21 protein-coding genes and 1 tRNA gene are annotated in these 24,618 nt (G+C 70.9%); 5 read left to right on the forward strand and 17 right to left on the reverse strand.

The window, feature by feature from the left end; genetic code table 11:
• Positions 1-16: 16 nt before the first annotated feature.
• Positions 17-1,354, reverse strand: a complete 1,338-nt coding sequence (locus G4Q83_RS05005) for a tyrosine-type recombinase/integrase (RefSeq protein WP_128420189.1) — start codon at positions 1,352-1,354, stop codon at positions 17-19.
• Between the two features lie 141 nt (positions 1,355-1,495).
• On the opposite strand from G4Q83_RS05005, the gene G4Q83_RS05010 reads away from it, so the two are divergent.
• From G4Q83_RS05010 to G4Q83_RS05020, 3 genes are all read left to right on the forward strand, one after another.
• Positions 1,496-1,585, forward strand: a tRNA-Leu gene (locus G4Q83_RS05010).
• Positions 1,586-1,806: 221 nt separating this feature from the next.
• Positions 1,807-2,499, forward strand: a complete 693-nt coding sequence (locus G4Q83_RS05015) for an MtnX-like HAD-IB family phosphatase (protein ID WP_128420190.1) — start codon at positions 1,807-1,809, stop codon at positions 2,497-2,499.
• A gap of 5 nt (positions 2,500-2,504) precedes the next feature.
• Complete coding sequence (locus G4Q83_RS05020) at positions 2,505-3,995, forward strand: aspartate aminotransferase family protein (protein WP_128420191.1); 1,491 nt, start codon at positions 2,505-2,507, stop codon at positions 3,993-3,995.
• A gap of 61 nt (positions 3,996-4,056) precedes the next feature.
• Here the strand turns inward: G4Q83_RS05020 and G4Q83_RS05025 are convergent, their stop codons facing one another.
• Positions 4,057-5,292, reverse strand: coding sequence for a beta-ketoacyl-[acyl-carrier-protein] synthase family protein (locus tag G4Q83_RS05025; protein ID WP_128420192.1), 1,236 nt, complete (start codon positions 5,290-5,292; stop codon positions 4,057-4,059).
• 6 nt (positions 5,293-5,298) lie between these two features.
• The gene (locus G4Q83_RS05030; RefSeq protein ID WP_128420193.1) at positions 5,299-5,574 is read right to left on the reverse strand and encodes an acyl carrier protein; all 276 of its coding nucleotides are present in this window, start codon (positions 5,572-5,574) and stop codon (positions 5,299-5,301) included.
• A 113-nt stretch (positions 5,575-5,687) separates the two neighbouring features.
• On the opposite strand from G4Q83_RS05030, the gene G4Q83_RS05035 reads away from it, so the two are divergent.
• Both G4Q83_RS05035 and G4Q83_RS05040 read left to right on the forward strand, forming a co-directional pair.
• The gene (locus tag G4Q83_RS05035; RefSeq protein WP_128420194.1) at positions 5,688-6,758 is read left to right on the forward strand and encodes a peptidogalycan biosysnthesis protein; all 1,071 of its coding nucleotides are present in this window, start codon (positions 5,688-5,690) and stop codon (positions 6,756-6,758) included.
• Positions 6,755-7,642 carry an arginase family protein gene (locus tag G4Q83_RS05040; RefSeq protein ID WP_128420195.1) on the forward strand — a complete coding sequence of 296 codons (888 nt, stop codon included), beginning with the start codon at positions 6,755-6,757 and terminating at the stop codon, positions 7,640-7,642. The genes G4Q83_RS05035 and G4Q83_RS05040 overlap by 4 nt, the downstream gene beginning before the upstream one ends.
• Positions 7,643-7,954: 312 nt before the next feature.
• Here G4Q83_RS05040 and G4Q83_RS05045 read toward each other — a convergent pair whose 3' ends face one another.
• The 14 genes from G4Q83_RS05045 to ptsP all read right to left on the reverse strand — a co-directional run bounded on the left by G4Q83_RS05045 (position 7,955) and on the right by ptsP (position 24,467).
• The gene (locus G4Q83_RS05045; protein ID WP_128420196.1) at positions 7,955-9,160 is read right to left on the reverse strand and encodes a DegT/DnrJ/EryC1/StrS family aminotransferase; all 1,206 of its coding nucleotides are present in this window, start codon (positions 9,158-9,160) and stop codon (positions 7,955-7,957) included.
• Positions 9,150-9,548: a DMT family transporter gene (locus G4Q83_RS05050; RefSeq protein ID WP_128420197.1), complete on the reverse strand. Its 399-nt coding sequence runs from the start codon at positions 9,546-9,548 to the stop codon at positions 9,150-9,152. The genes G4Q83_RS05045 and G4Q83_RS05050 overlap by 11 nt, the downstream gene beginning before the upstream one ends.
• Complete coding sequence (locus tag G4Q83_RS05055; RefSeq protein ID WP_128420215.1) at positions 9,545-9,907, reverse strand: EamA family transporter; 363 nt, start codon at positions 9,905-9,907, stop codon at positions 9,545-9,547. The genes G4Q83_RS05050 and G4Q83_RS05055 overlap by 4 nt, the downstream gene beginning before the upstream one ends.
• Entirely contained in the window at positions 9,907-10,731 is an 825-nt protein-coding gene (locus tag G4Q83_RS05060) for an alpha/beta hydrolase (protein ID WP_128420198.1), read from the reverse strand. The genes G4Q83_RS05055 and G4Q83_RS05060 overlap by 1 nt, the downstream gene beginning before the upstream one ends.
• Before the next feature lie 71 nt (positions 10,732-10,802).
• Complete coding sequence (locus tag G4Q83_RS05065) at positions 10,803-11,696, reverse strand: HlyD family secretion protein (RefSeq protein ID WP_128420199.1); 894 nt, start codon at positions 11,694-11,696, stop codon at positions 10,803-10,805.
• The gene (locus G4Q83_RS05070; protein WP_128420200.1) at positions 11,693-12,454 is read right to left on the reverse strand and encodes an ABC transporter ATP-binding protein; all 762 of its coding nucleotides are present in this window, start codon (positions 12,452-12,454) and stop codon (positions 11,693-11,695) included. Before G4Q83_RS05070 ends, G4Q83_RS05065 begins: the two co-directional genes overlap by 4 nt.
• Positions 12,451-13,584, reverse strand: coding sequence for an FtsX-like permease family protein (locus G4Q83_RS05075; protein ID WP_128420201.1), 1,134 nt, complete (start codon positions 13,582-13,584; stop codon positions 12,451-12,453). Before G4Q83_RS05075 ends, G4Q83_RS05070 begins: the two co-directional genes overlap by 4 nt.
• Positions 13,584-15,011, reverse strand: a complete 1,428-nt coding sequence (locus tag G4Q83_RS05080) for an efflux transporter outer membrane subunit (protein WP_128420202.1) — start codon at positions 15,009-15,011, stop codon at positions 13,584-13,586. The genes G4Q83_RS05075 and G4Q83_RS05080 overlap by 1 nt, the downstream gene beginning before the upstream one ends.
• The gene (locus G4Q83_RS05085) at positions 15,008-16,435 is read right to left on the reverse strand and encodes a sensor histidine kinase (protein ID WP_246432284.1); all 1,428 of its coding nucleotides are present in this window, start codon (positions 16,433-16,435) and stop codon (positions 15,008-15,010) included. Before G4Q83_RS05085 ends, G4Q83_RS05080 begins: the two co-directional genes overlap by 4 nt.
• Entirely contained in the window at positions 16,432-17,127 is a 696-nt protein-coding gene (locus tag G4Q83_RS05090; RefSeq protein ID WP_128420203.1) for a response regulator, read from the reverse strand. Before G4Q83_RS05090 ends, G4Q83_RS05085 begins: the two co-directional genes overlap by 4 nt.
• A gap of 595 nt (positions 17,128-17,722) precedes the next feature.
• Positions 17,723-18,988 (reverse strand): carbohydrate porin, encoded by a 1,266-nt coding sequence (locus G4Q83_RS05095; RefSeq protein ID WP_128420204.1) that lies wholly within the window; start codon positions 18,986-18,988, stop codon positions 17,723-17,725.
• Positions 18,989-19,190: 202 nt separating this feature from the next.
• The gene (locus tag G4Q83_RS05100; protein ID WP_128420205.1) at positions 19,191-20,936 is read right to left on the reverse strand and encodes a PTS fructose transporter subunit IIC; all 1,746 of its coding nucleotides are present in this window, start codon (positions 20,934-20,936) and stop codon (positions 19,191-19,193) included.
• A 67-nt stretch (positions 20,937-21,003) separates the two neighbouring features.
• Complete coding sequence (locus G4Q83_RS05105; protein ID WP_128420206.1) at positions 21,004-21,957, reverse strand: 1-phosphofructokinase family hexose kinase; 954 nt, start codon at positions 21,955-21,957, stop codon at positions 21,004-21,006.
• The gene (gene ptsP / locus G4Q83_RS05110) at positions 21,954-24,467 is read right to left on the reverse strand and encodes a phosphoenolpyruvate--protein phosphotransferase (RefSeq protein ID WP_128420207.1); all 2,514 of its coding nucleotides are present in this window, start codon (positions 24,465-24,467) and stop codon (positions 21,954-21,956) included. Before ptsP ends, G4Q83_RS05105 begins: the two co-directional genes overlap by 4 nt.
• Positions 24,468-24,618: the final 151 nt, after the last annotated feature.

The following is a 24,618-nucleotide window of genomic DNA, read 5'->3' on the forward strand; positions in this document are numbered from 1 at the left end:
ATCAAGGTGGCCACCTTCATGACGCAAGCTCGGCCGGCGCATCGGTCGCACGCTTGCTGCTGGGCGGGACTGAGCGCGTGCCGCCCTTACGATGCCGATACGGCTTGTAGACCGCGGCCGGGCTCTTGGGCTCCTGTGTCACCGGAGCTGGAGGCGAAACGTCGATGGCTGGCGACGGCCGGGTTTCGATCAAAGCCTTGCGCCGGCTCGCCACCAGCTCAGTAGCTGCGCGAACGGGATCGTCCTCGGTGTGCACGTACCGCATGAACATCGTGACCGTTTTGTGCGCGGTCAACGCCATGCCAACTTTCACGGGGACACCTGAGTTAGCGATGTCCGTCGTAGCACGGTGGCGGATGCCGTGCGTTCCGACGTGGGGAACGCCAGCACGATTGAGGATGCGCCGCCACGCTTGGTAGTAGGAATTAACGGTCAGCGACTTCTTGTGGTCGAAGATCGATGGACAGACGAAGGAGGAGTTCTCGTAGCGCGCTGCGGTTGACAACAGCCGGTGCGCCTCCTCGCTCATGGGCTTGGACATGTCACCCGTTTTGCTATCCGGCCAGACCACGCGCTTGTTGGGCAGGTCGATCCAGGCCCATTCCAGAAGCAGGATCTCCGACATGCGGGCAGCGAACTCGAACTGCAGCCGAATCGCCAGCGTCAGCGTTGGATGTTCCAGCGCCTCTGCGTCAGCTTTTTCAAGATAGGTAAACAACCTTGCCATCTCCGCGTCAGTGATCAGGCGCGTCTTGCCTTTTTCAGGGTACTTTGGAACGTGCCGGCAGGGATTGGAGCCATCGGGCCGGTAGCCCCACAGTTCGGCGAGGTTGAACATCTTGCGAATGCAACCGAGTACCCGATTGGCCTGGATCGGGGATTCTTCCTTGCGCTTCATCAGCGCAGTCACGTCCAGGCGGGTAACGTCCGCCACCTTCATGTTGCCGAAGGCCGGGATGATCGAGCGGTCGATTTGATGCTGGTAGGAACGTTGAGTGCTCGGCTTGTTGCGGGTCTTGGAGTAGTCCTCCATGAACCGGGTGCACAGTTCAGCAACGGTCGGTGCCTTGCGCGCTTCCGCTTTCTGGCCGCCGGGGTCGCCACCTCGGCGGACTTCAGCGAGCCAGTTCTGCGCGAGCGTGCGGGCTTGCTCGACTGTCAACTCGCCGAACAGCCCGAGCGACGGCTTGCGGCGCTCGCCAGCGTTGGTGCGATACTGCACCATGAATACCTTCCGGCCTTTCGGGGTTACTTTGCACAGGAAGCCCGGAACCAGTGTGTCGCGCAGTTCCACGTCAGTGGATTGAGGCTGTGCCGCATCGACCACCGTTTTCGTCAATTTGATCTTGGCCATGATTTCTCCTTGGAATGACCCGATTTCCAGGAGCCAGGCAGGAGCCAAGCGAAAGAGAACCGGGTCGATCTGCATCAAGCGCCCGGGTATCATCAACACTAGATGCCCCTATGAAAACGCGCCTCAGGGGGCTTGATCCAAGCCTGGAGTGCCTCGGCGCAGTGTCGATTCTTCGGCTTAAAATCCGCCGGGGGCGACCCCATGCCGGTTCGATTCCGGCTCCGGGCACCAGCATCGCCGCGCCGCCTGCCGCTGCTTGCCGCGCCGCGCCGCGCGTCGTGGCGCCGTACCGATGGCGTGCCAGCGCCAGAAAACGTCCCTCGTCTTTGCGCGCCGGCGGCGTGGCCGCGCGGCGCGCGGATGAACCTGGGTTGCGCACGCGCCGGCTACGGAAAGGAGTGCGAAAGACAGCCCGCCTAGGCTCTGCCCCGACCAGCCCCGGAGAGCATGCCTTGCGCGCCCAGTGGAAGATTCTTTGCGATTTCGACGGTACCGTGTCGCTGCAGGACGTGACCGATACCTTGCTTGAACGGCTTGGCCGGCCCGGCTGGCGTGCGCTGGAAGACGACTGGGTGGCCGGGCGCATCGGCGCGCGTGCCTGCATGCACGGGCAGGTGGCGCTGCTCGACGACGACGTGGACGCATTGCATCGCGTGCTCGACGAGGTTCGCATCGATCCCGCGTTCGTGCGCTTCGTTGATCTGGCGCGCGATCTGGGCATGCCGCTGAGCATCGTCAGCGATGGGCTGGACTATCCGATCGCGCGGATCCTGGGGCGGCATGGCCTGCCGCAGTTGCCGATCATCGCCAATCGGCTGCTGCGCACGCCCGAGGGGCAATGGCGCATGGCCTCGCCGCATGCCCAGCCGGACTGTCCCAGCGGCACCTGCAAGTGCGCGGTCATGGCCCAGCACGGGTCTGCGCGATCCACCCTGCTGATCGGCGACGGCCGTTCCGATTTCTGCCTGGCCGGCCGTGCCGACCTGGTGTTCGCCAAGGACGGCCTGCTGCGCCACTGCCGCGCCAACGGCATCGCGCATCGCGCGATCGGCGATTTCGAAGACGCCATCGCCTTGCTGCACGCACTCGCCGCGCCAGTCGCGGCGGCCACGCGCGTGCCACTTCCCATTGCCCAACGAGCCTGACTCCCATGAACCGGAATGTTCCGCTTTCCACGGCGTTCGCGCCGCTCCACGACGATCTCGACGCCGCCGCGCACGCCAGCCTGCAGCCGGCGGCGCCCGACCCGGGCGCGGCCTACTCGCGTGCGCTGAGCGATGCGCAGCTGCTGGCCGAGGAGGCCGAATACTGTTCGTTCGGCGACACCGTGCACTACAGCGAACCGCCGCGGATCTTCGCGCACTGCGACGGCAGCTACCTGTACGACACCGAGCAGGTGCCGTATCTGGATTTGCAGATGTGGTATTCGGCGGTCAACTTCGGCTATGCCAATCCGCGTCTGAACGGGGCGTTGAAGCGGCAGATCGACAGCCTGCCGCAGGTGGCCAGCCAGTACCTGCATCCGACCAAGATCGAACTGGCCAAGACCATCGCCCAGGACGCGCAACGCAAGTGGGGGCGCAAGGGCCGGGTGCATTTCAACGTCGGCGGCGCGCAGTCGGTGGAGGATTCGCTGAAGCTGGTGCGTAACGCCAGCGCCGGCAAGAGCCTGGTGTTCGCGTTCGAGGGCGGCTACCACGGCCGCACCCTGGGCGCCTCGGCGATCACCTCCTCGTACCGCTACCGGCGCCGCTTCGGCCATTTCGACCGCGCCCAGTTCATCGAATTCCCGTATCACTTCCGCGGCCCCAAGGGCATCTCCAAGGAGGAATACGGCGAGCAATGCGTGGCCAGGTTCGCACGCCTGTTCGAGACCGAGTACAACGGCGTGTGGGACCCCAAGGCCGGGCAGTGCGAGTACGCGGCGTTCTACGTCGAGCCGATCCAGGGCACCGGCGGCTACGTGATCCCGCCGCCGAACTTCTTCACCGGGCTGAAGAAGGTGCTGGACCAGTACGGCATCCTGCTGGTGGTGGACGAGATCCAGATGGGCTTCTTCCGCACCGGCAAGCTGTGGGCGATCGAGCATTTCGGGGTGACGCCGGACGTGCTGGTGTTCGGCAAGGCGCTGACCAACGGCCTCAACCCGCTGGCCGGGATCTGGGCGCGCGAGGAGCTGATCAACCCGACCGTGTTCCCGCCGGGTTCGACCCATTCCACCTTCGCCTCCAATCCGCTCGGCACCGCGGTGGGGCTGGAGACGATGCGCATGCTGGCCGAGGCCGACTACGAAACGATGGTCATGGCCAAGGGGGCGCACTTCCTCGACGGCCTGCGCGCCCTGCAAAAGCGCCATCCGGAAATCGGCGACGTCGACGGCCTGGGTCTGGCGCTGCGCGCGGAGATCTGCCAGGCGGACGGCTTCACTCCGAACCGCAAGCTGCTCGACACGATGGTGGACATGGGCCTGGAAGGCGAGCTGCGCCACAACGGCAAGCGCATCGGCCTGGTGCTGGACGTGGGCGGCTACTACAAGAACGTGATCACGTTGGCGCCGTCGCTGCACATCAGCCACGAGGAGATCGATCTGGCGCTGTCGCTGCTGGACCAGTTGCTGACCCGCGCCAAGCGGGTGGCATGAGATGACGGGGGACAGCGCGTCGGCGCCGCGTTGCCTCCCGTCGTCCGCGGCGGCGGAGGCTTCAGCGCGGCGCGCGCAGCGCGAGCACCGCGTTGAGGCCGCCGAACGCGAAGGAATTGCTCAGCACCGCGCGGACCGGCCGCGCGCGGGCCTGGCCCGGGACGTAGTCCAGGTCGCAGTCCGGGTCCGGGTCGAGGAAGTTGGCGGTCGGCGGCACCAACTGCTCGCGCAGCGCGCCGATCGCGGCCACCAGTTCCAGCGCGCCGGCGGCGCCGAGCGCGTGGCCGTGCACGGCCTTGGTCGAACTCACCGCCAGCGCGTCGGCATGGCCGCCGAACACCTGGCGCAGCGCCTGCGTCTCGCAGCGGTCGTTGGCCTGGGTGCCGGTGCCGTGGGCGTTGACGTAGTCGATCTGCTGCGGCTCCAGGCCGGCATCGTGCAGGGCCAGGCGCATCGCCGCGGCGGCGCCGTCGACGCTGGGCGCGACGATGTCGTGCGCATCGGCGCCCAGGCCGACGCCGGCCAGTTCGGCCAGCGGCACCGCGCCGCGCGCGGCGGCATGCGCGGCGCTTTCGAGCACGAACACGCCGGCGCCTTCGCCCAGCACCAGGCCGCTGCGCTGCGCGCAGAACGGCCGGCAGGTGTCGTCGCTGACCACGCGCATCGCTTCCCAGGCGCGGATCAGCGACAGGCTCAGACAGGCCTCGCTGCCGCCGCTGAGGGCGACGTCGGCCAGGCCATGGCGGATCAGCAGCGCCGCCTGCGCCAGCGCGTGGTTGGCCGAGGCACACGCGCTGGAGACGGCGAAGGCCGGGCCGCGCAGGCCGAAGGCGATGCTGATCTGGCTGACCGGGGCGTTGTTCATGCTGCGCACGATGGTCAGCGGGTGCAGGCGCTCGGCCTGCTCGCGGTACAGCCGCCGCGACTGTTCGTCGCGGCTGAGTTCGGCGCCGACGCCGGTGCCGAGCACCACCGCGCCGCGTGCGGCGCCTGCGCCGCGCAGGTCCAGTCCGGATTGAGCCACGGCCTCGTAGGCCGCGACCAGCGCCATCTGGGTCATGCGGTCGAGCTGGCCGGGCGCGATGCCGCCCAGCTGCGCCGCCTGCGGCGCGAAGCCCGGCACCGCGGCGGCCAGGCGCATCTTCAGCGTGGCCTGCGGATCGGGCGAGGCCAGCGCGGCGATGCCGCTACGGCCCTCGCACATGCCGCGCCACAGGGCATCGGCACCCAGGCCGAGCGCGCTGACCGCGCCCATCCCGGTGACGACGACGCGATGTCCCTGCGCCGAGCGGTCCATGGCGGCTCAGTGCGCCGCGGCCAGCGGAGCGGCGGCGGCCTTGGCGGCCAGCGCCTGTTGCACCGCTTCGGTCAGCTTGCCCAGCGAGCCGTCGTCCAGGTTCGGATCGCGCTGCGGGAAGGTGATGTCGAAGTGCTCCTCGATGTCGAACAGGATTTCGATCGCCTCGAGCGAATCCAGGCCCAGGTCCTGCAGTTTGGTGTCCGGGGTCAGGCCGGCGGGATCGATCTCGCCGTGCTTGGCGACGATGCTGTGGATCTGTGTCTCGATAGACGGGGTCATGGCAGTCCTCCGCGAAATGAAAGGCCACCGTGCGGCGAATGCCGCCGGTGGAAGGCATGCCGCGGCCCAAGGCTGCGGCGTCCATCCTCCACGCTAGCCGGCCAATCTTGCAGATGCCTTTCGTAGGCCAACTCGAACCGCAGGCGTTGCAGCAGCAGTTCCTCGCGCACCCGCCGCAGGCCTTCCAGGCGCGTCCCCTGGAGCACGGCGTGCCGGCGTTCGAGGCCGAGTTCGACCTGCTGACCACCGCCGACCCCGCGCTGCGCGCGCGCAGCGCCCGCTGGCCGCTGCAGTGGCTGTGGCGGCGCCTGCTGCGCCCGCGCACCAGCTTCGTCGGCAGCACCGTCAGCGAATACGCCTGGCTGCCGCGCGCGGCCGATCCGGCGCGATTGCCCGGGCAATGGCGGGTGCAGCTGGGGCGCAAGCGTCCGCTGCTGATCGTCAAGGACATCCCGCAGCACTCGCCGCTGCTCGACGCCAGCGACAACGTCTGGGCGCGCGCGTTCCTCGAAGCGTGCGAACGCAGCGGCTACGTGGTACTGCGCGGGCAGGCGCTGGCCTGGGTGCCGATCGATTTCGGCTCCGTCGACGAGTACCTGGCGCGGCTGTCGCGCGCCCGGCGCCGCAACATCCGCCGCAAGCTGCGCTCGCGCGCCGACCTGGAGATCGAGGTGCTGCCGACCGGCGCCGCCTTCGCCGACCCGGCGCTGCGCGCGCACTGCTATGCGCTGTACCTGCAGGTGTACGCGCAGAGCGAGGTGCATTTCGATCTGTTGACCGCGGCGTTCTTCGATGCGCTGCTGACCGATGCCGATTGCGGTGGCCTGGTGTTCACCTATCGTCATCAGGGCCGGCTGATCGGCTGGAACCTGTGCTACGTGCACGACGGGCGGCTGCTGGACAAGTACATCGGCCTGCACTATCCGGATGCGCGCGTGCACAACCTGTACGCGCTGAGCTGGATGCACAACCTGGACTACGCCTGCCGCCATGGCCTGCGCGCCTACGTCGCCGGCTGGACCGACCCGGAAGTGAAAGCGCAGCTCGGCGCCAGCTTCACCTACACCTGGCATGCGGTGTACCTGCGCAATCCGTTGCTGCGCATCGCGCTGCGGCGGTTGCGGCCGCTGTTCGAGGCCGACCAGGTCGGTGCCGCCGCGACCGATGCCGACGTGGCGCAATGAAGACCAATGCGCCCGTCGTGCTGGACCTGGACGCCTCGCTCGGCATCCTGCCGGGCGCGCTGCGCCTGCCGCTGCAGGACTGGCGCGACGGCTTGCGCTTCGCCTGTTCGCTGCGCCGGCTGCGGCGCTTCGGCGCCGCGCTCGACGCCTTGCTGCCGGCCCGGCACGGCAGCGTGCTGCTGGGCAGCGGCGATTTCCACCATCTGAGCCTGCCGCTGATCGCGCGCGTGGCGCAACGCGCGCCCGGGCCGCTGCGGGTGGTGGTGTTCGACAACCATCCGGACAACATGCGGTTCCCGTTCGCGGTGCACTGTGGTTCGTGGGTGTGGCGGGTGGCGGCGCTGCCGCAGGTGGCGCGGGTGGAGGTGGTCGGCATCACCTCGGGCGACGTGGGCGCCGCGCATGCCTGGGAAAACCACCTGCGGCCGCTGTACCGCGGCAAGCTGCGCTACTGGTGCAGCGGCGTGGACGTCGGCTGGGCGCGGCGCCTGGGGCTGGGCCAGGCGGTGCGCGGCTTCGCCTCGAGCATGGAGATGATCGACGCCTTCCTGCAGCACCTGCGGCGCACGCCGATGCCGACCTATCTGTCGCTGGACAAGGACGTGCTGGATCCGGACGAGGTGCGCACCAACTGGGACCAGGGCGAATTGCGGGTGCCGCACCTGCTCACCGCCATCGCCTACCTGCACGGGCAACTGCTCGGCAGCGACATCACCGGCGAGGTGTCGCAGGTGCAGTATCCTCAGTGGTGGAAGCGGCGCCTGGCGGCATTGGATGCGCAGCCGCCGCCGTCGCCGCAATCGCTGATGGAATGGCAGGCGCGGCAGCACGCGGTGAACCTACGGCTGTTGCAGGCGCTGGCCGAGGCTGGGCTGCGGCGATAGCGCTGTCTCAACCTGGCTCTTTGCAGTCGTCCAGATGTTGTGGGAGCGACTTCAGTCGCGACGGGCCTTACTGGTAGGCCTTTGGCAATCGGCGGTCCCAGGTCCGGGATTCGCTGCCACAGTGTCTGCTGCATGCGACTGGACGAAAAGTAAGGCGTGCCAATGTCCTCTTCCTGATCCATGCATGCGCCTTCAGTCCATCGGTTGCGATGGGGCGTATCGGTACAGCGCGTCGCGGCTGAAGTCGCTCCCACAACATTCCGCTGGCTGCAGATATCCGGACCGAGGCGGGCCAGCGCGAGCGTTGCGCTGTCAGTCCGCACCGTCGGCACACACCTGCTGCAGCACCGCCAGGATCGCCTCGAAACCTTTCTCGTGCAGCCACGGGCTGTTGCTGATGCTCAGGCAGCGCGCGGCGAAGTCGCGCGCGTTGGGCATCGGCGCGGCCTCGACGATGCCGCGCAGGTAGGCGTAGTCGGGCAGGGCGTGCACGAACAGCAGGCCGACGCCGAGCCCGCGTGGCCACAGCCGCGCCAGCGCGCGCTCGCGCGCGGCGGCATCCGGCAGCAGCACCAGCAGTGCCGGCCAGCTGCCCTGCGCGCCGGCGCTGTCGGCGATCACCCGCAGCCCTGCGATCGCGGCCAGGCGCGCGCTGCGGCGCCGGCCCTGTTCGCGCAACTGCGCCAGGAACGCCGGCCAGCGTGCGGCGGCACGCACCCCGACCGCTTCGCGCCAGGCACCGACCGCATGCTGCGGGATCGCCGCGTCGAACTGGTCGCCGACCGCACCCACGCGGTCGCCGCGGCGCAGCGCGCGGCGCAGCGGTGCGCCGTAGGCCCAGCGCAGCGCGTGCGGCCGGTACAAGGCGGCGTAGCCGAGCAACTGCACGCTGCGGCGCAGTTCCCAGCGCCAGTCGGGCTGGCCCAGGCGCGCCGCGGTGTCGATCAGGCTGTCCCGCAGCGGCGCATGCCGCGACAGCAGCAGGCCGCCTTCGTACAGGGTCGGGCCCTTGCCCACGGCCAGGCTGCAGAAGCCGATGTCGCCGCCGAGGCCGGCGGCGCTGCCATCGGCATGCACGCCGCCCAGCGCTTGCGCCGCGTCCTCGATCAGCACCGCGCCGCAGGCCGCGGCGGCGTCGCGCAACGGCGCCAGGTCGGTCAGGCGTCCGCCCAGGTGGGTGGCGACGATCGCCAGGGTGTCGTTGCCGCAGCGGTGCGCCAGTTGGGCGGGGTCGGGTTCGATCGAACCGGGCAGCAGATCGCACAGTACCAGCTGCAAACCGCAGTGGGCCACCGCCAGCGCCACCAGCGGGCAGGTGTAGGCGGCCACCAGCACCTGCCGGCGGCGGCTGCCGGCGGCCAGGGTGCGCAGTGCGACCACCAGCGCCGCCGTGCCCGAGCAGGTCAGCAGCGCGTCGGGCAGGCCGAGCTGCGCCGCCAGGCGCCGCCCGTCACGCGGCGGCCACAGGTCGCGCCACTGCAGCGGCAACCCGGCAGTGGGCGGAATCTCAGTGCGCATCGGCCGGCGCGGTGCGTTCGCCGAGCGCGAGGCAGACGATGCCGGCCACGATTAGCGCCGCGCCGAGCGCTTGCAGCACGCTGATGGTTTCGCCGAACCACCATGCCGACAGCAGCAGTATGCTGACCACCTCCAGGTGCGAGGCGGCGAAGGCGGGCCCGATCGGCGCGTGCTCGAGCAGTTTCATCCAGGCGAAGAACGCGCCGACATAGCCCAGCAGCGCGACGTACAGCCAGGGACTGGCGAGTAGGCGCAGCACCCAGGCCCAGTCCGCCTGCGGCGGGAACGCATCCGCACCGCCGAGCTTGAAGCCGAACTGGGCCAGGGTGTCGAAGCCCAGCAGCAGAGCGAAGCCCAGCGCGTAGCGCTGCAGCGGCGGGCGGGTCATGTGCCGAGCCCGACCACGGCCACGCCGGCGCTGACCAGGCAGATCCCGGCCACCTGCATGCGCCCCAGCCGCTCGCCGAACAGCCAGTGCCCGGCGAGCATGATCGCCACGATGTTGATCGAGCCGAGCAGCACGCCGCGGCCCAGCGGCACCAGCGACAGGAACGCGGTCCAGGCGAGGAATTCGAACGCGTAGCAGGCCATGCCCAGCCACAGCCACGGCTGCCGCGCCATGCGCCGCCAGCGCGCCGCGCCGGCCGCCAGCGGGTCGCTGGCGACGTGCTTGAAGGCCAGTTGGCCGACCGTGTCCAGCGCCACCGTCGCCAGCCACACGCCGACCACTGACGCCTGCGGCGACATCATGCGGCCTGGCGCGGCGCGGCTTGCGCGGCGAAGAACTGCGCCAGCCGCGCGCCGAGCACGCGGCGTTCGCGGTCCAGGGTGATCATGTGGTAGCTGTCGTGCAGCAGCAGCAATTCCACCGCTCCGGACACGCCGGCCATCACCAGTTGCGCATTGCGCAGATGCGCGATGTCGTCCTCGGCGGCATGCGCGACCAGGCACGGCGCGGTCACCTTGGCCAGGTTGCGGCGCACCCGGCGCGACAGCAGATGCATCTCGGCCAGCGCGTGCCACGGATTGCCGGGCAGGCCGGCGGCGCTGCTGTCGCCGCCGAGCATCGCGCCGCTGATCTGGGCGCGGATGCGCTCGTCGCGCAGGCCATACGGCGGCGCTTCCATGAACATGCGGCGGCGGCCGATGCCCAGGCGCTTGAACCACGGCAGCAGGAACGTCAGCCGCGCGCGCCGCGGAATGTTCCAGCCGTCGTAGCGGAAGGTGGCGCCGAGCACGCCGACGCCATCGACCCACTGCGGCCGCTCTTCGGCCAATTGCAGCGCCAGCAGCGCGCCCATCGACAGGCCGGCCACGAATAGTTTGTCCACCTGCGGGCGCATCCGCGCCGCCGCCTGCTCGACGCTGGCGGACCAGTCGCGCCAGCCGGTGGCGAGCAGGTCGTCCTCGTTGCCGCAGTGTCCGGCCAGTTGTACGCCGTGCACGCTGAAGCCCTCGCGGTGCAGGCATTTGCCGAGCAGGCGCATTTCGCTGGGGGTGCCGGTCAGGCCGTGGATCAGCAGCACGCCGTGGCGGCCGCCCTGGAAGTGGAATTCGGCGGATTGGATCATCGGTGCGGGCGCGATTTCGCGATCTGGGCAATGCGCGCAGCGTGGCCGCTGCGCGTTTCAGCAGCCTTTCGTCAGCGCGGCGCGGTGCGCAAGCGCACCAGCACGCGCTGGCCCAGACGCAGCGCCGAGGGCTGCTGGAACGCGAGCACACAGGCCACGCTGCGGTCGTTGCCGGCGCTGTCGGCGGCATCGTGCAATTGCGCCGGACCGAACGCCGGCGCCAGCCAGCGCACCACCGCCGTCCCCAGCACGGTCTGCCGGCCGTCGTCGCTGATCACGTCGGCCAGCATGCCGGGTGCGACCGCGGCGGCGTAGCGCTCGTCGAGTTCGGCGCGGACCAGGCGCGGCGCGTCGGGCAGCAGGGTCAGCAGCGGCGTGGCGCCGCCATCGCTGCGCGCGCCCGGCGCCGCGGCCAGTTGCAGCACGCGCCCGTCGACCGGCGCGTACAGCCGATATTGGTCGCGCTGCAGTTCGGCCTGCCGCACCTGCGCGACGGCCAGCGTGGCGTCGCTGCGCGCGGTCTGCAGGGCGTCGTCCAGGGTCTGGCTGGCGTCGCCGGCATCGTCGGCGCTCTGTCCGTCGCCGGCGCCGATGCGTGCCGCCTCGGCCAGCCGCCGCTGGCGCTGCCGCGCGTGCGCCAGCCGTTGCTGCAGTTGCGTCACCCGCGCCGCGGCGGCCTGCGCGCGGGTCCGCGCGATGTCCAGTTCCAGTGCCGCGGCGCGGTCGTCGGCTTCGATCAGCAACGCACCGCGGCGGACCGCGTCGCCCTCGTGCACCGCCACCTGGCGCAGCGCCGCGGCGACCGGCAGGCTCAGCCGCAGCAGGCCGCCTTCCACGTCGATGCGGCCGCGCGCCACGGCCAGGTACGCGGCCGGTGCCGGGTCGGGCGCGGCCACGGGCGCGGGCGGTTGCGTGCACGCCGCCAGCAGCAGGCTCAGCACAGGAGCGGAAACGAACGCTTTCATGGTACGGACTTCCGGGGCAGGGACGAGGGCGGCGGCGCCAGGCGGCGGTCGTCGAGAATGCGGCCGTCCTCCATCGACAGCACGCGGTCGGCATGGCGGATCAGGCGCGGGTCGTGGCTGACGCACAGCACCATGGTGCCGTGCGCGCGCGCGATGCGGTGCAGCAGGTCGATCACGATCTGGCCGTTGCCGGCGTCCAGCGCGCTGGTCGGCTCGTCGGCGAACAGCAGCGCGGGGTGCTTGGCCAGCGCGCGCGCGATCGCCACGCGCTGCTTCTCGCCTCCGGAAAGTTCGGCCGGGCGCAGCTGCTGGCGCTGGGCGATGCCGACCTCGGCCAGCGCCGCTTCGGCGCGCGCGCGCACCTCGGCGGCGGCCAGGCCCATGTATTGCAGCGGCAGCCGCACCTGGTCCAGCGCGCACAGCGCCGGGAACAGGTTGAAGCCCTGGAAGATGAAGCCGGTATGGCGCAGGCGGAAGCGCTCCAGCGCCGCCGCGTCGAGCGCGCCCAGGTCCTCGCCCAGCGCCTGCACCCGGCCGGCATCGGCGCGTTGCAGGCCGCTGAGGATCGACAGCAGCGTGCTCTTGCCGCAGCCCGACGGCCCCGAGATCAGGGTCAGCTCGCCCGGCCATACCTGCAGTGTCAGCTCGCGCAGCACCGGCGTGCGCAGCTTGCCGGACACGAAGCTCTTGCACAGGCCGCTGCCGTGCAGGGTCGCGCCCGTCGCCCACGGCGCGGCGGGGGGGGCGGCCCGGTTCATCGCAGCAGCAGCGCCGGATCGGCGCGGCGCAGTCCGCGCAGCGCGGCCAGCGCCGACAGCAGGGTCAGCAGCATCACCGCGACCACGCACAGCGCCCAGCCGCTGCCGTCGAAGGCCACCGGCACGTCGTGTGCGCGGGCAAGCGCCACCAGTGCGGCGCCGAGCGCGCTGGCGCCGAACAGGCCGAGCGCGCCGACCCAGGCCGCCTGCTCCAGCACCACCCAGCGCAGCGCGCGCATGCTCACGCCCAGCGCATTGAGCGTGGCGTATTCGCGCGCGGCGCCGAGCACCGTGGCCAGCAGGGTCTGGCTGGTGATCGCCACGCCGACCAGCAGCACGATGCCGCCGAGGAACAGCACGCCGGCGCCGGCGCCGGTGTCGAACATCCAGAACAGGATGCTGCGCCGGGCGAAGTCCGCCGCGCTCCACGCCGCGATGCGCGCCGGCACGGCGGCGCCAGGGATGCCGCGGGCCACGGCCTCGGCGTCGGCACCGGGCCGCAGCCGCGCGACCAGGTAGGTCGGCCAGTCCGGGTGCGCCTCGTCGGTGTTCAGGGCGCGCGTGGTCTCCAGCGAGGCCAGCACGTTGACGCCGCCCAGCGCGCGCAGGCCGCGGCCGACCCCGACCACCCGCACCCGGTGGCCGTTGATGCGCGCGCTGCGGCCGATGCGCACGCCGAGCTTGTCCAGTTCGGCGCGATCCACCACCACCGTGTCCGGTTCGCGCAGCGCCGCGCGCAGGGCCGGGCTCAGCAGCCTGGCGAACATCAGGCCGTCGGCGCGGGTGTCGATGCCGGAGACGTAGATCGACACCGCGCCGTTGGCGCCGGGACCGCGCCAGTCGCCGTCGAACCACACGAACGGCTCGACCTGCAGCACCTGCGGATCCAGGTACAGCGACGCCGCGGCATCGGGGTCGATCGGACGGCCCTGGTCCACGCTCTGCGTGCCCGGATAGCCGAGCCACAGGTCGGCGGCCGAGCCGGACACGTAGACGCTGGCACTGCCGAAGATGCCCAGCACCAGCGCGGTCTGCAGCAGCAGCAACAGGCTGGCGAAACCGACCGAGACGACCACCGGCAGGAAGCGGCGCCATTCGTGGCGCAGGGTCTGGCGGGCCAGCGCGACCATCAGGGCGTCGCGCCCGCGGCGCCCGCATCGGTGCCGGCGCCGCGTGGCGCCGCGCTGCCCAGCGCGGTCTGTAGCACGATGTAGTCCAGGTCGCGTTGGCGCTGCGCATCCAGCAGCTCCAGCGCGGCCTGGTCGCGCGCGGCCCGCTGCGTGGCGACCTCCAGATCGTTGCCCAGACCAAGCCGCCGCCGCGCCTGCGCCGCGTCGGCGGCCTGTTGCAACGCCTGCACCGCCTGCTGCTGCGCCAGTTCGCGTCGGCGCTGCTGTTCCAGCGTGGTCAGCGCGTTTTGCACTTCGGCCACCGCCTCCAGCACGCACTGGCGGTAGGCCAGCGTCGCCGCCTCCAGCAGGTCGCCGCGCGCCAGCGCCTGCGCTTGGCGTTGGCCCCAGTCGAACAGCGGGATGTCGATCAACGGCCCCAGCGAGGCGATGCCGTGTGGGGAGGTGCGGCGGTGCGAGATCAGGTTGCTGGACCAGTGGATCGCGCCACCCAGGCCGATGCTGGGATAGCGGTCGGCGCGGGCGATGCCCAGTTCGCCGGCCGCGCTCAGCACCTCGGCCTCGCGCGCGGCGATGTCCGGGCGCCGCCGCAGCAGGTCGGCGGGCACCGCGTCGATCGCGCCGATCTGCAGTCCGAGCTGCGCTGCGCCGCTGTTGGCCGTGGGCGCCACGGCCCAGGCCGGATCCGGTGCGTTGCGGGCCAGCAGCACCGCCAGCCGCTGCGCTGCGTCGGCGCCGGCGCTGCGTGGTTGGTTCAGCGCGGTCTGTGCCTGCCGCTGCGCGGCGTGCGCCTGCGCCGCGGTGGCCGGCGCGGCCAGGCGCAGGCGGACCAGGGCCTGGCTCAGCGTCGCCTGCTGCTGCCGGGCCTGCACGATGCGCTGCAGGACCTGCTCGGCCCGCTGCGCATGGCGCAGTTCGATCCAGTTGCGCGCCACCTCGGCCACGGTGGCGGCGCGCACCTGCTCCAGGCGCGCCTGCGCCGCCTGCAGGTCGCCGCGGGCCAGGCGGCGACTGGCCTCGCCGCGCCCGAACAGGGGCAGTTCCCATTCCGCGTCGAAGCCGGCGACCAGGAACGAGGCGCTGGCGTCGGGGTCGATCGGATCTTCGGTGCGTGCATGCAGCTGCGGCCTCAACGTGGCGTCGGCGACGCCGTCCATGCGCCGCGCCGCGCGCAGCCTGGCCAGCGCCTGGGCGACATCGAGGTCCTCGCGCAGCGCCTGCGCGACCAGCGCATCCAGTTGCGGATCGTGGAAGTCCTGCCACCAGGCGCTGCCGGCCGGCCGCGGCGCCGCCGCGGCCGGCAGCGCGGTCCACTGAGGCGGCAGCGGCTGCGCCAGGTCGGGCAGCGGCGTGCTGACGCAGCCGGCCAGCGCCACGGCGCTCAGCCCTGCAAGGCCGGCCAGCCGGAGTGCGCGGCGCCGGCTCATGCGGGCGGCGGCGCGTTGGCCGGCAGGTCCAGTTCCACGCGCAGGCCGCCCAGCGCCGAGCGCTGGTAGCGCAGGGCGGCGTGGTGGCGTGCGGCGATGCTGGCGACGATCGCCAGGCCCAGGCCGGTGCCGCCCACGGGCGCGTCCGGGGCGCGGAAGAAGCGCTCGCCCAGCCGCGGCAGCAAGGCCTCGTCCAGTCCCGGGCCGGCATCGTCGACCGTCAGCCGCTGGTGTCGCGGCTGCCGGCGCAGGCTCACCGTGACCATGCTGCCGGCGGCATGCTTGAAGGCGTTGTCGAGCAGGTTGTCGAGCAGTTCGCGCAGCGACCAGGCGTCGGCGGCGATCCAGGCCGGGCCGTCGTCATCGTCGTCGTCGTAGCCGAGGTCGACCCCGGCCTGCAGCGCGTCGGGGATGCGCTCGGCCAGCACGTGCGGCAGCCACGCGGCCAGGTCCAGCGGCAGTAGCGGGCGAATGCTCTCGCTCGGCGCCTGCGCGCGGGTCAGCGCCAGCAACTGGGTGGAGCTGCGGATCGCGCGGTCGGTCAGCTGGCGGATGTGTTGCAGCGCCTGCGCGGTGTCCTGCGCACAGGTGCTGGCCTGGGCGCGCTGCACGTGCATGCTCAGCCCGGCCAGCGGCGTGCGCAGTTGGTGCGCGGCGTCGGCGACGAAGCGCTCCTGCAGCGCCATCAGCTGCTTGAGTCGGCCCAGCAGGCCGTCGATGGCCTGGGTCAGCGGCAGCACCTCGATCGGGATGTCCGCGCTGGACACCGGGCTGAGGTCGCGTTGGCTGTCGTCCAGGCGCCGCACCGCCGGTTCCAGCAGGCGCAGGCCCACCTGCACGCCATGCCAGACCAGCGCCAGCAGCGAACAGGTGAGCAGCAGCTCGGTCGGCAGCATCAGCATCAGGATCTCGCGCGCGCGGCGGCGGCGGTCGTCCAGGGTTTCGGCAACCGAGATGGTCAACCGGTCGCCGGCCTCCTGGGCCGACGGCAGCAGCACGCTGGCCACGCGCACCGGGATGCGGGTTGCCATGCGCTCGTCGCGCAGGAACACCCTGCCAAGCTCGTCGGGCTCGGCGTGTGCGGGAATCGTCTGCGCGCTGCGGCTGATCACGCCGTGCTTGCGGCTGCGCACTTCGAAAAAGACGCGCCCTTCGTTGCTGTATTCGATCAGGCGCTGCGCCTGCAACGGCAGCGGTAGGCCGGGGCCGGTGGCGTTGACCGCCTTGGCCAGGCCTAGCGTATCTTCCTTCAGATCCATGTCGTGGACATGGTTGGAGTACTTGAGCATCAGCAGATAGAACAGTGCCGAAATGCTGATCATCAGCAGCAGGGTGGGGATCAGCAGGAACGCCAGTAGGCGTTGGCGCAGGCTGGGATGGGCGGTAGCCAACGCCGCCACTTCGACTGCCGGGGCGGCGCTCACGACGCGAGTTGGCCGGGTGCGTCGGCGCAGGTTTCCTCCAGTAGGTAGCCCAGCCCGCGGATGGTACGGATACCGACGCCGGAGTGCTCCAGCTTGCGGCGCAGGCGATGCATGGAGATGTCCAGGCCGTTGTCGGTGATCTCGTGCTGCCAGTCGCACAGGGACTCGGTCAGCTGGCTGCGGCTGACCACCCGTCCGCTGTTCAGCAGCAGGGTCTCCAGCAGCGCGAACTCGCGCGCGGTCAGATCCAGCGATTCATCCAGCTGCCATACCCGGCGCCCGGCCAGGTTGATCCGCAGTTGGCCCAGGGCCATCTCGGGGACGCCACCGCTGCTGCGCCGGCGCAGCAGGGCGCGAGTGCGGGCCAGGAACTCGGACAGTTCGAACGGCTTGATCAGGTAGTCGTCCGCGCCCTGATCGAGCGCGCGGATGCGGTCTTCCACCCGGTCGCGCGCGGTCACCACCAGTACCGCGATCTCGTCGCGCCGCTCCCGCAACCGCCGTATTATCTGCATGCCGTCACGTCGCGGCAGGCCAAGATCGAGTACCAGCAGGTGGTAGGATTCGCTGCTGAGCGCGAGCTCGGCGGCGACGCCGTCGCCGACCTGGTCCACGGCATGCCCGCACTCGCTGAGCGAGTCCCGCAGCGCAACGGCAATGGACTTATCGTCTTCGGCAACTAGGATTCGCATGGTCTGGATGTTCGCAATGACGATGTTGGAGAATGGTCGTAATCGATGTCAGGCGAAGTCATTCAGGGTTGCATTCGTTTTATGTGACGAATTTCACCGGCGCCGGTTCGGGACGAATTGTGCCAAGTACCGATCAAATTTTCTGCAAGAAAATTCCTGAGTGCGGGCGCGCAAGCATGAAATACACGCTCCAGCGCAATTGGACGAGTCTGGATTCTCATGTGGTTTTGCCTGCATTTGCGCAGTCGCCGACCGACCGGCGGCACGCCTGCCGGCAGCCGCAACGACCTGCCCGTCACTCACGCCGCCCGGGCATGCCACGGCGGCGTTAGGGTGGCCGAATGCTTTGCAGGGGAGCGCCGCTGCGACGCCGACGGCGTGCGTGTCGGCGCCGCATGCGCGCCGCGGCCGCGATGGCGGCGCCTCCGTCCCGTTAGGTCGCCGCCGTTACCTGTGCATGATCCGACCGGACCGTCGGTATCGCTGCCGCCGATCCGGTCGCCCCGTGGCGTGTGCGCCGCCCTCATGCGGCGGCCTGTGCGCATGCGGTCGTCGCCACCAGACCCGGCACGGCGTATCCGGGGACCCGAACCCCCTACAACAACGTCCAGTCCACCCGCATGCCGGCGACCAGCGCATTCGGCAGGTCGCGGGTGCGCGCCGGCTCGTTGAACTGGTCCGGGTGCACGATGTACTGCAGGTTCGGCGCGATACGCAGCTGCGGGCTGACCTGGATGCCGTAGTTCAACTCCATCATGTACTGCGAACTGTGCGGGGTGCCGCTGCCGCCGGCCGCGGCGCGCGCCAGGCGCTGGTCGTGCAGCGCGTCGTCGCTGTAGTGCTGCTGGGTGACGACGAAGGCGATGTTGTCGTGCGCGCGACTGGCGAAGGTGCCGCGCTGGACCAGGCCCAGCTCCAGGAAGTAGTCCTCGATCAGCTGTCCGGAGGTGCCCTTCAGCACCGAACCGAACAGCACCAGCCCGCGCGTGCCGTCGGCGTCGGGACGGGTGACCTGCTGCTCGAAGCGGAAGAACGCGCCGGAACGGCCGTTGCGGCTGGCGTAGTCCAGGCCGCTGCGCCGCGCCGGGTTGCCGTTGCGGTCGTTGAGCGGATCGCGGTAGTCGGAGTTGTCCTGCCAGCCGCCTATTTCGTACAGCGCCGGCAAGCGCGCGCTCGCCGCATCGGTCTTGTAGCCGATCGCGTACGGTACGACCACGCCGGTACTGTCGCGGGTGCTCCAGTTCAGGCCGTGTTCGCCGTCTTCGGCCTGGGTCGGATTGACCTCGTAGACGCCGACATGCACGTACACCTTGGGCGTGACCCAGGCCTTGGCATGCGCGGCCCAGCTGGAGACCGGCCAATAGGTGAAATTGCTGACCTGGAACACGTACTTCGGACTGCCGCAGGCCGCGTTGTTCTGGAAGTAGCCGCACAGCTCCGAGCCGAGGAAATGGATGTTGGCTCCGCTGCGTCCTGCCTCCAGTTCCAGGCGGTCGTCGAACAGCTTCTGCTCCAGGGTGAGGTTGACCAGGCGCGTACCCTGTGCGCCGTAGAGTTCCTGCACCGAGACGCTGTTGCCGACGTCGTTGGTCAGGCTGGTGCCGTGGCGATACACACCGAACATCTTTACCGTGGCGCCGTTCCAGTTGACCAGGCGCTGCAGGTCGACCTCGGTGCCGAACACCAACTGCCCGGCGTAGGCGCTGTCTTTGTCCTTGCCGCCATCCAGCAGAACTGCGCCCTCGCCGGTGTAGCCGAGCTTGAACTTGAACGCGTCACTGGCGTCCTGGGCATGGACCAGCGGCGCGAGGGCGAGCGCCAGAGCGGTGAGCGACAGACGCCAGGGAAGGGAAACGGACATGGCGGTAATTCCTCGATTGGTAGTGAAGTGGATGCACGGCCGCAGGCGTTGGGGGGAGGGGCTATCCGGGGTATTGATGACTACGCGGCCGTCAGGCGCGCGGTTGGTGCTCAGAATCCTCATGCATCACTCGTACATTCCAATTCCTTCGCACCTTTCACGCCGGCCTTAAGGGCCGCTGGCTGTGTTCAGTTGGCCGCTCTTAGTCGATGGCCGGTTTTTTCAGTAAGCGCAGCATCAGCGCGGTCAGCGCGGTGCCCGCCAACAGTGCCACCAGGTACATGCCCAGGTGGGTCACCGCGTTGGGGATCGGGAGCACGAACACGCCGCCGTGGGGCACCTTCAGTTCGGCGCCCATGGCCATCGAGATCGAGCCTGCCAGGGCGGAGCCTAGCATCAACGCGGGGATGGTGCGCAGCGGATCGCGCGCTGCATAAGGAATCGCGCCTTCTGTCACGAAGGCCAGGCCGAGCACGCCGGTGGCGGCGCCGGTACCGCGCTCTTCGCGGGTGAAGCGGTCGCCGAACGCCCAGGTCGCCAGCGCGATGCCCAGCGGCGGGGTCATGCCGGCGACCATCGCCGCAGCCATCGGCGTGTACACCTGGCTGGCGATCAGGCCGGTGGAGAACGCATAGGCGGCCTTGTTGACCGGCCCGCCCATGTCGAAGGCCATCATCGCGCCCAGCAGCAGGCCCAGCAGCACGGCGCTGCTGCCCTGCATGCCGCGCAGCCAGTCGGTGAGCCAGGCCAGCAGCTCGGCGACCGGCTGGCCGACCACGTACAGCATCGCCAGGCCGACCAGCAGGGTGCCCAGCACTGGCAGGATCAGCACCGGCTTGAGGCCTTCCAGCGTGCGCGGGAGCCTGATCGCGCGGTTCAGCGCGGCCACTGCGTAGCCGGCGATGAAGCCGGCGAAGATGCCGCCGATGAAACCGGCGCCCAGGTTGGCCGCGACCATGCCGCCGATCATGCCGGGGGCGATGCCGGGGCGGTCGGCGATGGAGTAGGCGATGTAGCCTGCCAGCGCCGGCACCATCAGGGTGAAGCCGGCCTTGGCGCCGATCTGGAACAGCGACCAGGCCAGGGTGCCCTTGTGCGCGTCGTCGAAGGCGTAGATGCCGCCCAGCGCGAACGCCAGCGCGATCAGCAGGCCGCCGGCGGTGACGAACGGCAGCATGAACGACACGCCGGTCATCAGGTGCTTGTACGGGCCGGCCGAGGTGCCGCGTTCGCGGTTCGCCGGCGCGGCGCCGCTGCCGCTGCCGCTGCCGCTGGCCGCGTGCACGCCGGCTTCGGCCAGCGCCTTGCGCAGCAGCGCCGGGCCATCGTTGATCGCCGGCTTGGTACCGCTCTTGTACAGGCGCTTGCCGCCGAAGCGGGCCAGATCCACTTCACGATCGGCGGCGATCAGCACCAGGTCGGCGTCGGCGATCTCCGCGTCGCTGAGCGTGTCCTGGGCGCCGACCGAGCCCTGGGTCTCGACCCGGATCGCATGGCCCAACATCCCGGCCGCCTGTTGCAGGCCCTCGGCGGCCATGAAGGTGTGGGCGATGCCGGTGGGGCAGGAGGTGACCGCGACGATGCGCTTGGCGCCGGCCGCCTGGCGGACGGTGCCGGTCGCCGGCGCGGCGCCGGCGTTGGCCAGCAGTGGGGCGAGCACGCCGGCGGCGTCGTTCAGCACCGCTTCGAGGCTGGCGCGGGCCGCCGCGACGCCGGCGAAGCGCGCCCCGTCGGCGTCGCCATCGGCATTGCCATCGCCGACCAGCAGCAGCGAGTAACCGCTGCCGGTCGCGGCCAGGTTCAACGGCGCGATCACGCCCTGCGGGGTGCGCACCTCGGCGTGCAGCATGGCGCCGCGCGCGGTGGCCGCATGGCGCAGCGCCGCGGCGGCGAGGACGGCTTCGGTGCTGCGCTCGCCGGCGACGATCACCACGAAGATGGGATTCATGCTTGCTCCCGATGCAGGCAGGGGGACGGCGCGCGGGATCGCGGCGACGGGGGGTTCGAGGTGGGGATCATTGCAGCGACTCGATGCCGACCGCGGCGGCGATGCCGTCGACCTGCGCGCGCGGCAGCCGCCGTGCGCCGCCGCTGCCCAGCGTGGCCACGGCGAAGGCGGTGGCCTGGCGCGCGCAGGTCGCCAGGTCGGCCTCGGCCAGCAGCGCCGCGACCAGGCCGGCGACCATCGCATCGCCGGCGCCGACGCTGCTGCCGCCGGCCAGCTGCGGCGGTCGCGCCAGTACGGCCTGTTCGCCGCACACGAACAGTGCACCGTCGGTGCCCAGCGATACCACCACCAGCGCGATGCCGCGGGCGAGCAGCGCGTGCGCGGCCGCCAGCAGCTCGGCGGTCCCGCGCAGCGGCGCGCCGGCCCAGTCTTCCAGTTCGTGGCGGTTGGGCTTGATCGCGAACGGCAATTGCGCGCGCGGCGCCGCCAGCGCCTCGCGCAGCGGCGCGCCGCTGGTGTCCAGCAGCACCCGCGCGCCGGCGGCGCCGGCCTGCGCCTGCAGCATGCGCCAGCCGTCGTCGGCCAGGCCGGCCGGCAGGCTGCCGGTCAACACCACCGGCAGGCCCGGGCGCAACAGCGCGGCCAGGCGCGCGCCGACCTGCTGCAACGCGGCCGCGCCCAGCGGCAGGCCGGGCAGGTTGATGTCGGTGGTGTCGCCGCTGTCGGCGGCGACCAGCTTGAGGTTGGTGCGGGTGTCGCCGGGCACGCGCAGGCAACGGTCGTCGATGCCGCGCGTGGCGAACAGGGTTTCGAACAGGTGCGCGTTGCCGGCGCCGAGCACGCCGAGCGCGGCAGTGGCGATGCCGGCATCGGCCAGGCAGGCGGCGACGTTGATGCCCTTGCCGCCGGCGATGGCGTGCGCGTTGCGCGCGCGATGCACCTGGCCGGGTTGCAGACGGTCGATCGCCACGGTCAGGTCGATCGCCGGATTCAGGCTCACGCTGACGGCCTGCACGCTCATGCGCCTGCTCCGTCCAGCGCGCGCACGTCGGCTGCGCTCTCGCAGTCCAGCGCCCGCTGCGCCAGCGCCTGCAGCGCGTCCAGGCGGCTGCCGCGCAGGCGTGCCTTCACCACCGGCACGTCGTTGGGGGTCATCGACAGTTCGTGCACGCCCAGGCCGGCCAGCAGCGCGGCGCCGAACGCATCGCCGGCCAGTCCGCCGCACACGCCGACCCAGCGTCCGTGGCGCGCCGCGCCCTCCACGGTGGTGCGGATCAGGCGCAGCACCGCCGGGTGCAGGCTGTCGGCCTCCGCGGCCAGGTCCGGGTTCTGCCGGTCGATCGCCAGCGTGTACTGGGTCAGGTCGTTGGTGCCGATCGAGAAGAAGTCGGCATGCCGCGCCAGCGCGTCGGCCTGGATCGCCGCGGCCGGCACTTCGATCATGATTCCCAGCGGTACTTGGGGCGCGTCCAGCTCCGCGCGCAGGCGCTCGCACGCGGCGCGCAGCGCGAGGATCTCCGCCGCCGAGGTGATCATCGGGAACATGATCGCCAGCTTGGCGCCGTCCTTGGCCGCGCGGTACAGCGCGCGCAACTGCGGTTGCAGCAGGTCGGCGCGGCGCAGCAGCAGGCGCGCGCCGCGCACGCCCAGGAACGGGTTGTCCTCGCGCGGCAGGTTCAGGTGCGCGACCTGCTTGTCGCCGCCGATGTCCAGCGCGCGCACGATCAGCGCGCGTCCGTCCAGCGCCTGGGCCATCGCGATATAGGTCGCGTATTGCTCGTCCTCGCTTGGAATGCTGCCGCGTTCCAGGAACAGGAACTCGGTGCGCATCAGGCCCACGCTCTCGGCGCCCCGCGCCAGCGCCAGCGCCACCTGGTCGGGCAGATTGACGTTGGCGCCGATCTCGATCCGGTGGCCGTCCAGGGTCTGCGCCGGCTGGTTGCGCTGTGCGGCCTCGTGCTCGCGCAACTGGCGCTGTGCTTCGATGTAGGCGCGTGCCGAGGCCAGATCGGCGTGCGAGGGCGCCAGGTACAGGCGGCCAGTGCTGCCGTCGACAATCACGCTGGCGCCGTCCTGCAGTTCCAGCAGGCCCGGCCCGCCGGCGACCAGCGCCGGCAGGCCCAGCGTGCGCGACAGGATCGCGGTATGCGAGGTCGGCCCGCCCAGCGCGGTGGCCAGGCCGAGCACGCGGCGGGTGTCCAGGTGCGCGGTGTCCGACGGCGACAGGTCGCTGGCGAGCAGGATGCAGGGACGGTCCGGCAGGTGGTCCAGGCTGCCACTGGCCAGGCTCGGGTCGATCTGCGCCAGCACCCGGCAGCCGACATCGCGCAGATCGCTGGCGCGCCCGGCCAGCACCGCGTTGCCCAGCGCCGACAGCTTGTTGGCCATGCGCTCGACCGCCTGCTGCCAGGACCAGGCCACGCCGTGGCCCTCGACCATCAGCTGGCAGGCCAGGGTGATCAGGTCGGTGTCGTTGAGTAGTTCGGCCTGGGCGCGGAAGATCGCCGCGTCGCCGGCGCCGAGCCGGCGCCGGGTGTCGTTCTCGATCGCCTGCAATTGCTGGCGTGTGCGCAGCAGCGCGTCGTGCAGCAGCGCGCCGCCGTCGCTGAGCGGCACCGGCGCATCCGCCACCGGGCCGTCGTTGCCGGCCAGCTTGTGCACCACGCCGATCGCCAGGCCGGGGCTGGCGCCGATGCCGAGGATGGCCGGCTGCGCCTGCGGCGGGGTCCAGCCGGCGACCGGCGTGGCCCGGCGCTGTGCCGCGGCCTGCGCGTCGGCGGTTTCCTGCGCGGTCAGGCCGTCGATGACACTGCGCAGCCGCGCCAGCGCGGCGGCGGCGTCCTGGCCTTCGGCCGAGATCGTCACCGTGTCGCCGGCATGCAGGCCCAGTTGCAGCAGCGACACCAGGTTCTTGGCGTCGCCGGTCTGCTCGCCGGCGCGCACCTGGATCCGCGCCGCGAAGCCGCGCGCCGTCTCCACCCAGCGCGTGGCCGGGCGCGCATGCAGGCCGGCGGGGTAGGCGACGGTCCAGTCAAAGCGCTCGCCGAGGTCGGCGACCGCAGCGCCGCTGGCGGTGGCGGTGGCCGGATCCTGGCTCAGCGCGTCGACGATCGCCTGCGGGTCGTCGCTGGCGAACAGCGCGTCCAGCCGCGGCTGGTCCTGGATCAATCGGGTCAGGCGCCGCAACAGGGTGATGTGGGTATCGGACTGCGCGGCGATGGCGACCACCAAGTGCGTGGTCTGGCCGGGATTCCATTCCACCCCGTCGCGCAGCTGCAGCACCGCGATGCCGTCGCGCTGGACCAGGTGGCGGTCGTCGCCGGTGCAGTGCGGGATCGCGACGCCGCGGCCGAGGAAGGTGTTGGCCAGCGCCTCGCGGCGCAGCATGCTGGCCGCGTAGGCCGGCGGCACGCAGCCGGCGGCGACCAGCAGCTGCGCGGCCTGGGCGATGGCATCGGCCTTGTCGCGGGCCTGTGCGTCGACGCGGACCAGTTCGCTGGCGACCAATACGGGGGGATGCGTCTGGGTCACGCGGACATCCTTACGGGGTCTGGGCGGCGAGTGGGCGCAGTGTGGGAACGTTCCCACTGCTGCGTCAATGTGCACTGCACAATTTATCGGTGAAATGCCGGTGCTACTATCGAATCTGGCACTTGGAAGGGAGTAGCAGTGGGAATGTTGA

It is taken from the genome of Xanthomonas theicola (genome assembly GCF_014236795.1).
GTDB lineage: Bacteria > Pseudomonadota > Gammaproteobacteria > Xanthomonadales > Xanthomonadaceae > Xanthomonas_A > Xanthomonas_A theicola.

Coding starts and splice junctions, on each gene's coding strand:
- G4Q83_RS05005 (WP_128420189.1), bottom strand. CDS start 1,354: ATGGCCAAGATCAAATTGACGAAAACGGTGGTCGATGCGGCACAGCCT.
- G4Q83_RS05020 (WP_128420191.1), top strand. CDS start 2,505: ATGAACCGGAATGTTCCGCTTTCCACGGCGTTCGCGCCGCTCCACGAC.
- G4Q83_RS05025 (WP_128420192.1), bottom strand. CDS start 5,292: ATGGACCGCTCGGCGCAGGGACATCGCGTCGTCGTCACCGGGATGGGC.
- G4Q83_RS05030 (WP_128420193.1), bottom strand. CDS start 5,574: ATGACCCCGTCTATCGAGACACAGATCCACAGCATCGTCGCCAAGCAC.
- G4Q83_RS05035 (WP_128420194.1), top strand. CDS start 5,688: ATGCCTTTCGTAGGCCAACTCGAACCGCAGGCGTTGCAGCAGCAGTTC.
- G4Q83_RS05040 (WP_128420195.1), top strand. CDS start 6,755: ATGAAGACCAATGCGCCCGTCGTGCTGGACCTGGACGCCTCGCTCGGC.
- G4Q83_RS05045 (WP_128420196.1), bottom strand. CDS start 9,160: ATGCGCACTGAGATTCCGCCCACTGCCGGGTTGCCGCTGCAGTGGCGC.
- G4Q83_RS05050 (WP_128420197.1), bottom strand. CDS start 9,548: ATGACCCGCCCGCCGCTGCAGCGCTACGCGCTGGGCTTCGCTCTGCTG.
- G4Q83_RS05055 (WP_128420215.1), bottom strand. CDS start 9,907: ATGTCGCCGCAGGCGTCAGTGGTCGGCGTGTGGCTGGCGACGGTGGCG.
- G4Q83_RS05060 (WP_128420198.1), bottom strand. CDS start 10,731: ATGATCCAATCCGCCGAATTCCACTTCCAGGGCGGCCGCCACGGCGTG.
- G4Q83_RS05065 (WP_128420199.1), bottom strand. CDS start 11,696: ATGAAAGCGTTCGTTTCCGCTCCTGTGCTGAGCCTGCTGCTGGCGGCG.
- G4Q83_RS05070 (WP_128420200.1), bottom strand. CDS start 12,454: ATGAACCGGGCCGCCCCCCCCGCCGCGCCGTGGGCGACGGGCGCGACC.
- G4Q83_RS05075 (WP_128420201.1), bottom strand. CDS start 13,584: ATGGTCGCGCTGGCCCGCCAGACCCTGCGCCACGAATGGCGCCGCTTC.
- G4Q83_RS05080 (WP_128420202.1), bottom strand. CDS start 15,011: ATGAGCCGGCGCCGCGCACTCCGGCTGGCCGGCCTTGCAGGGCTGAGC.
- G4Q83_RS05090 (WP_128420203.1), bottom strand. CDS start 17,127: ATGCGAATCCTAGTTGCCGAAGACGATAAGTCCATTGCCGTTGCGCTG.
- G4Q83_RS05095 (WP_128420204.1), bottom strand. CDS start 18,988: ATGTCCGTTTCCCTTCCCTGGCGTCTGTCGCTCACCGCTCTGGCGCTC.
- G4Q83_RS05100 (WP_128420205.1), bottom strand. CDS start 20,936: ATGAATCCCATCTTCGTGGTGATCGTCGCCGGCGAGCGCAGCACCGAA.
- G4Q83_RS05105 (WP_128420206.1), bottom strand. CDS start 21,957: ATGAGCGTGCAGGCCGTCAGCGTGAGCCTGAATCCGGCGATCGACCTG.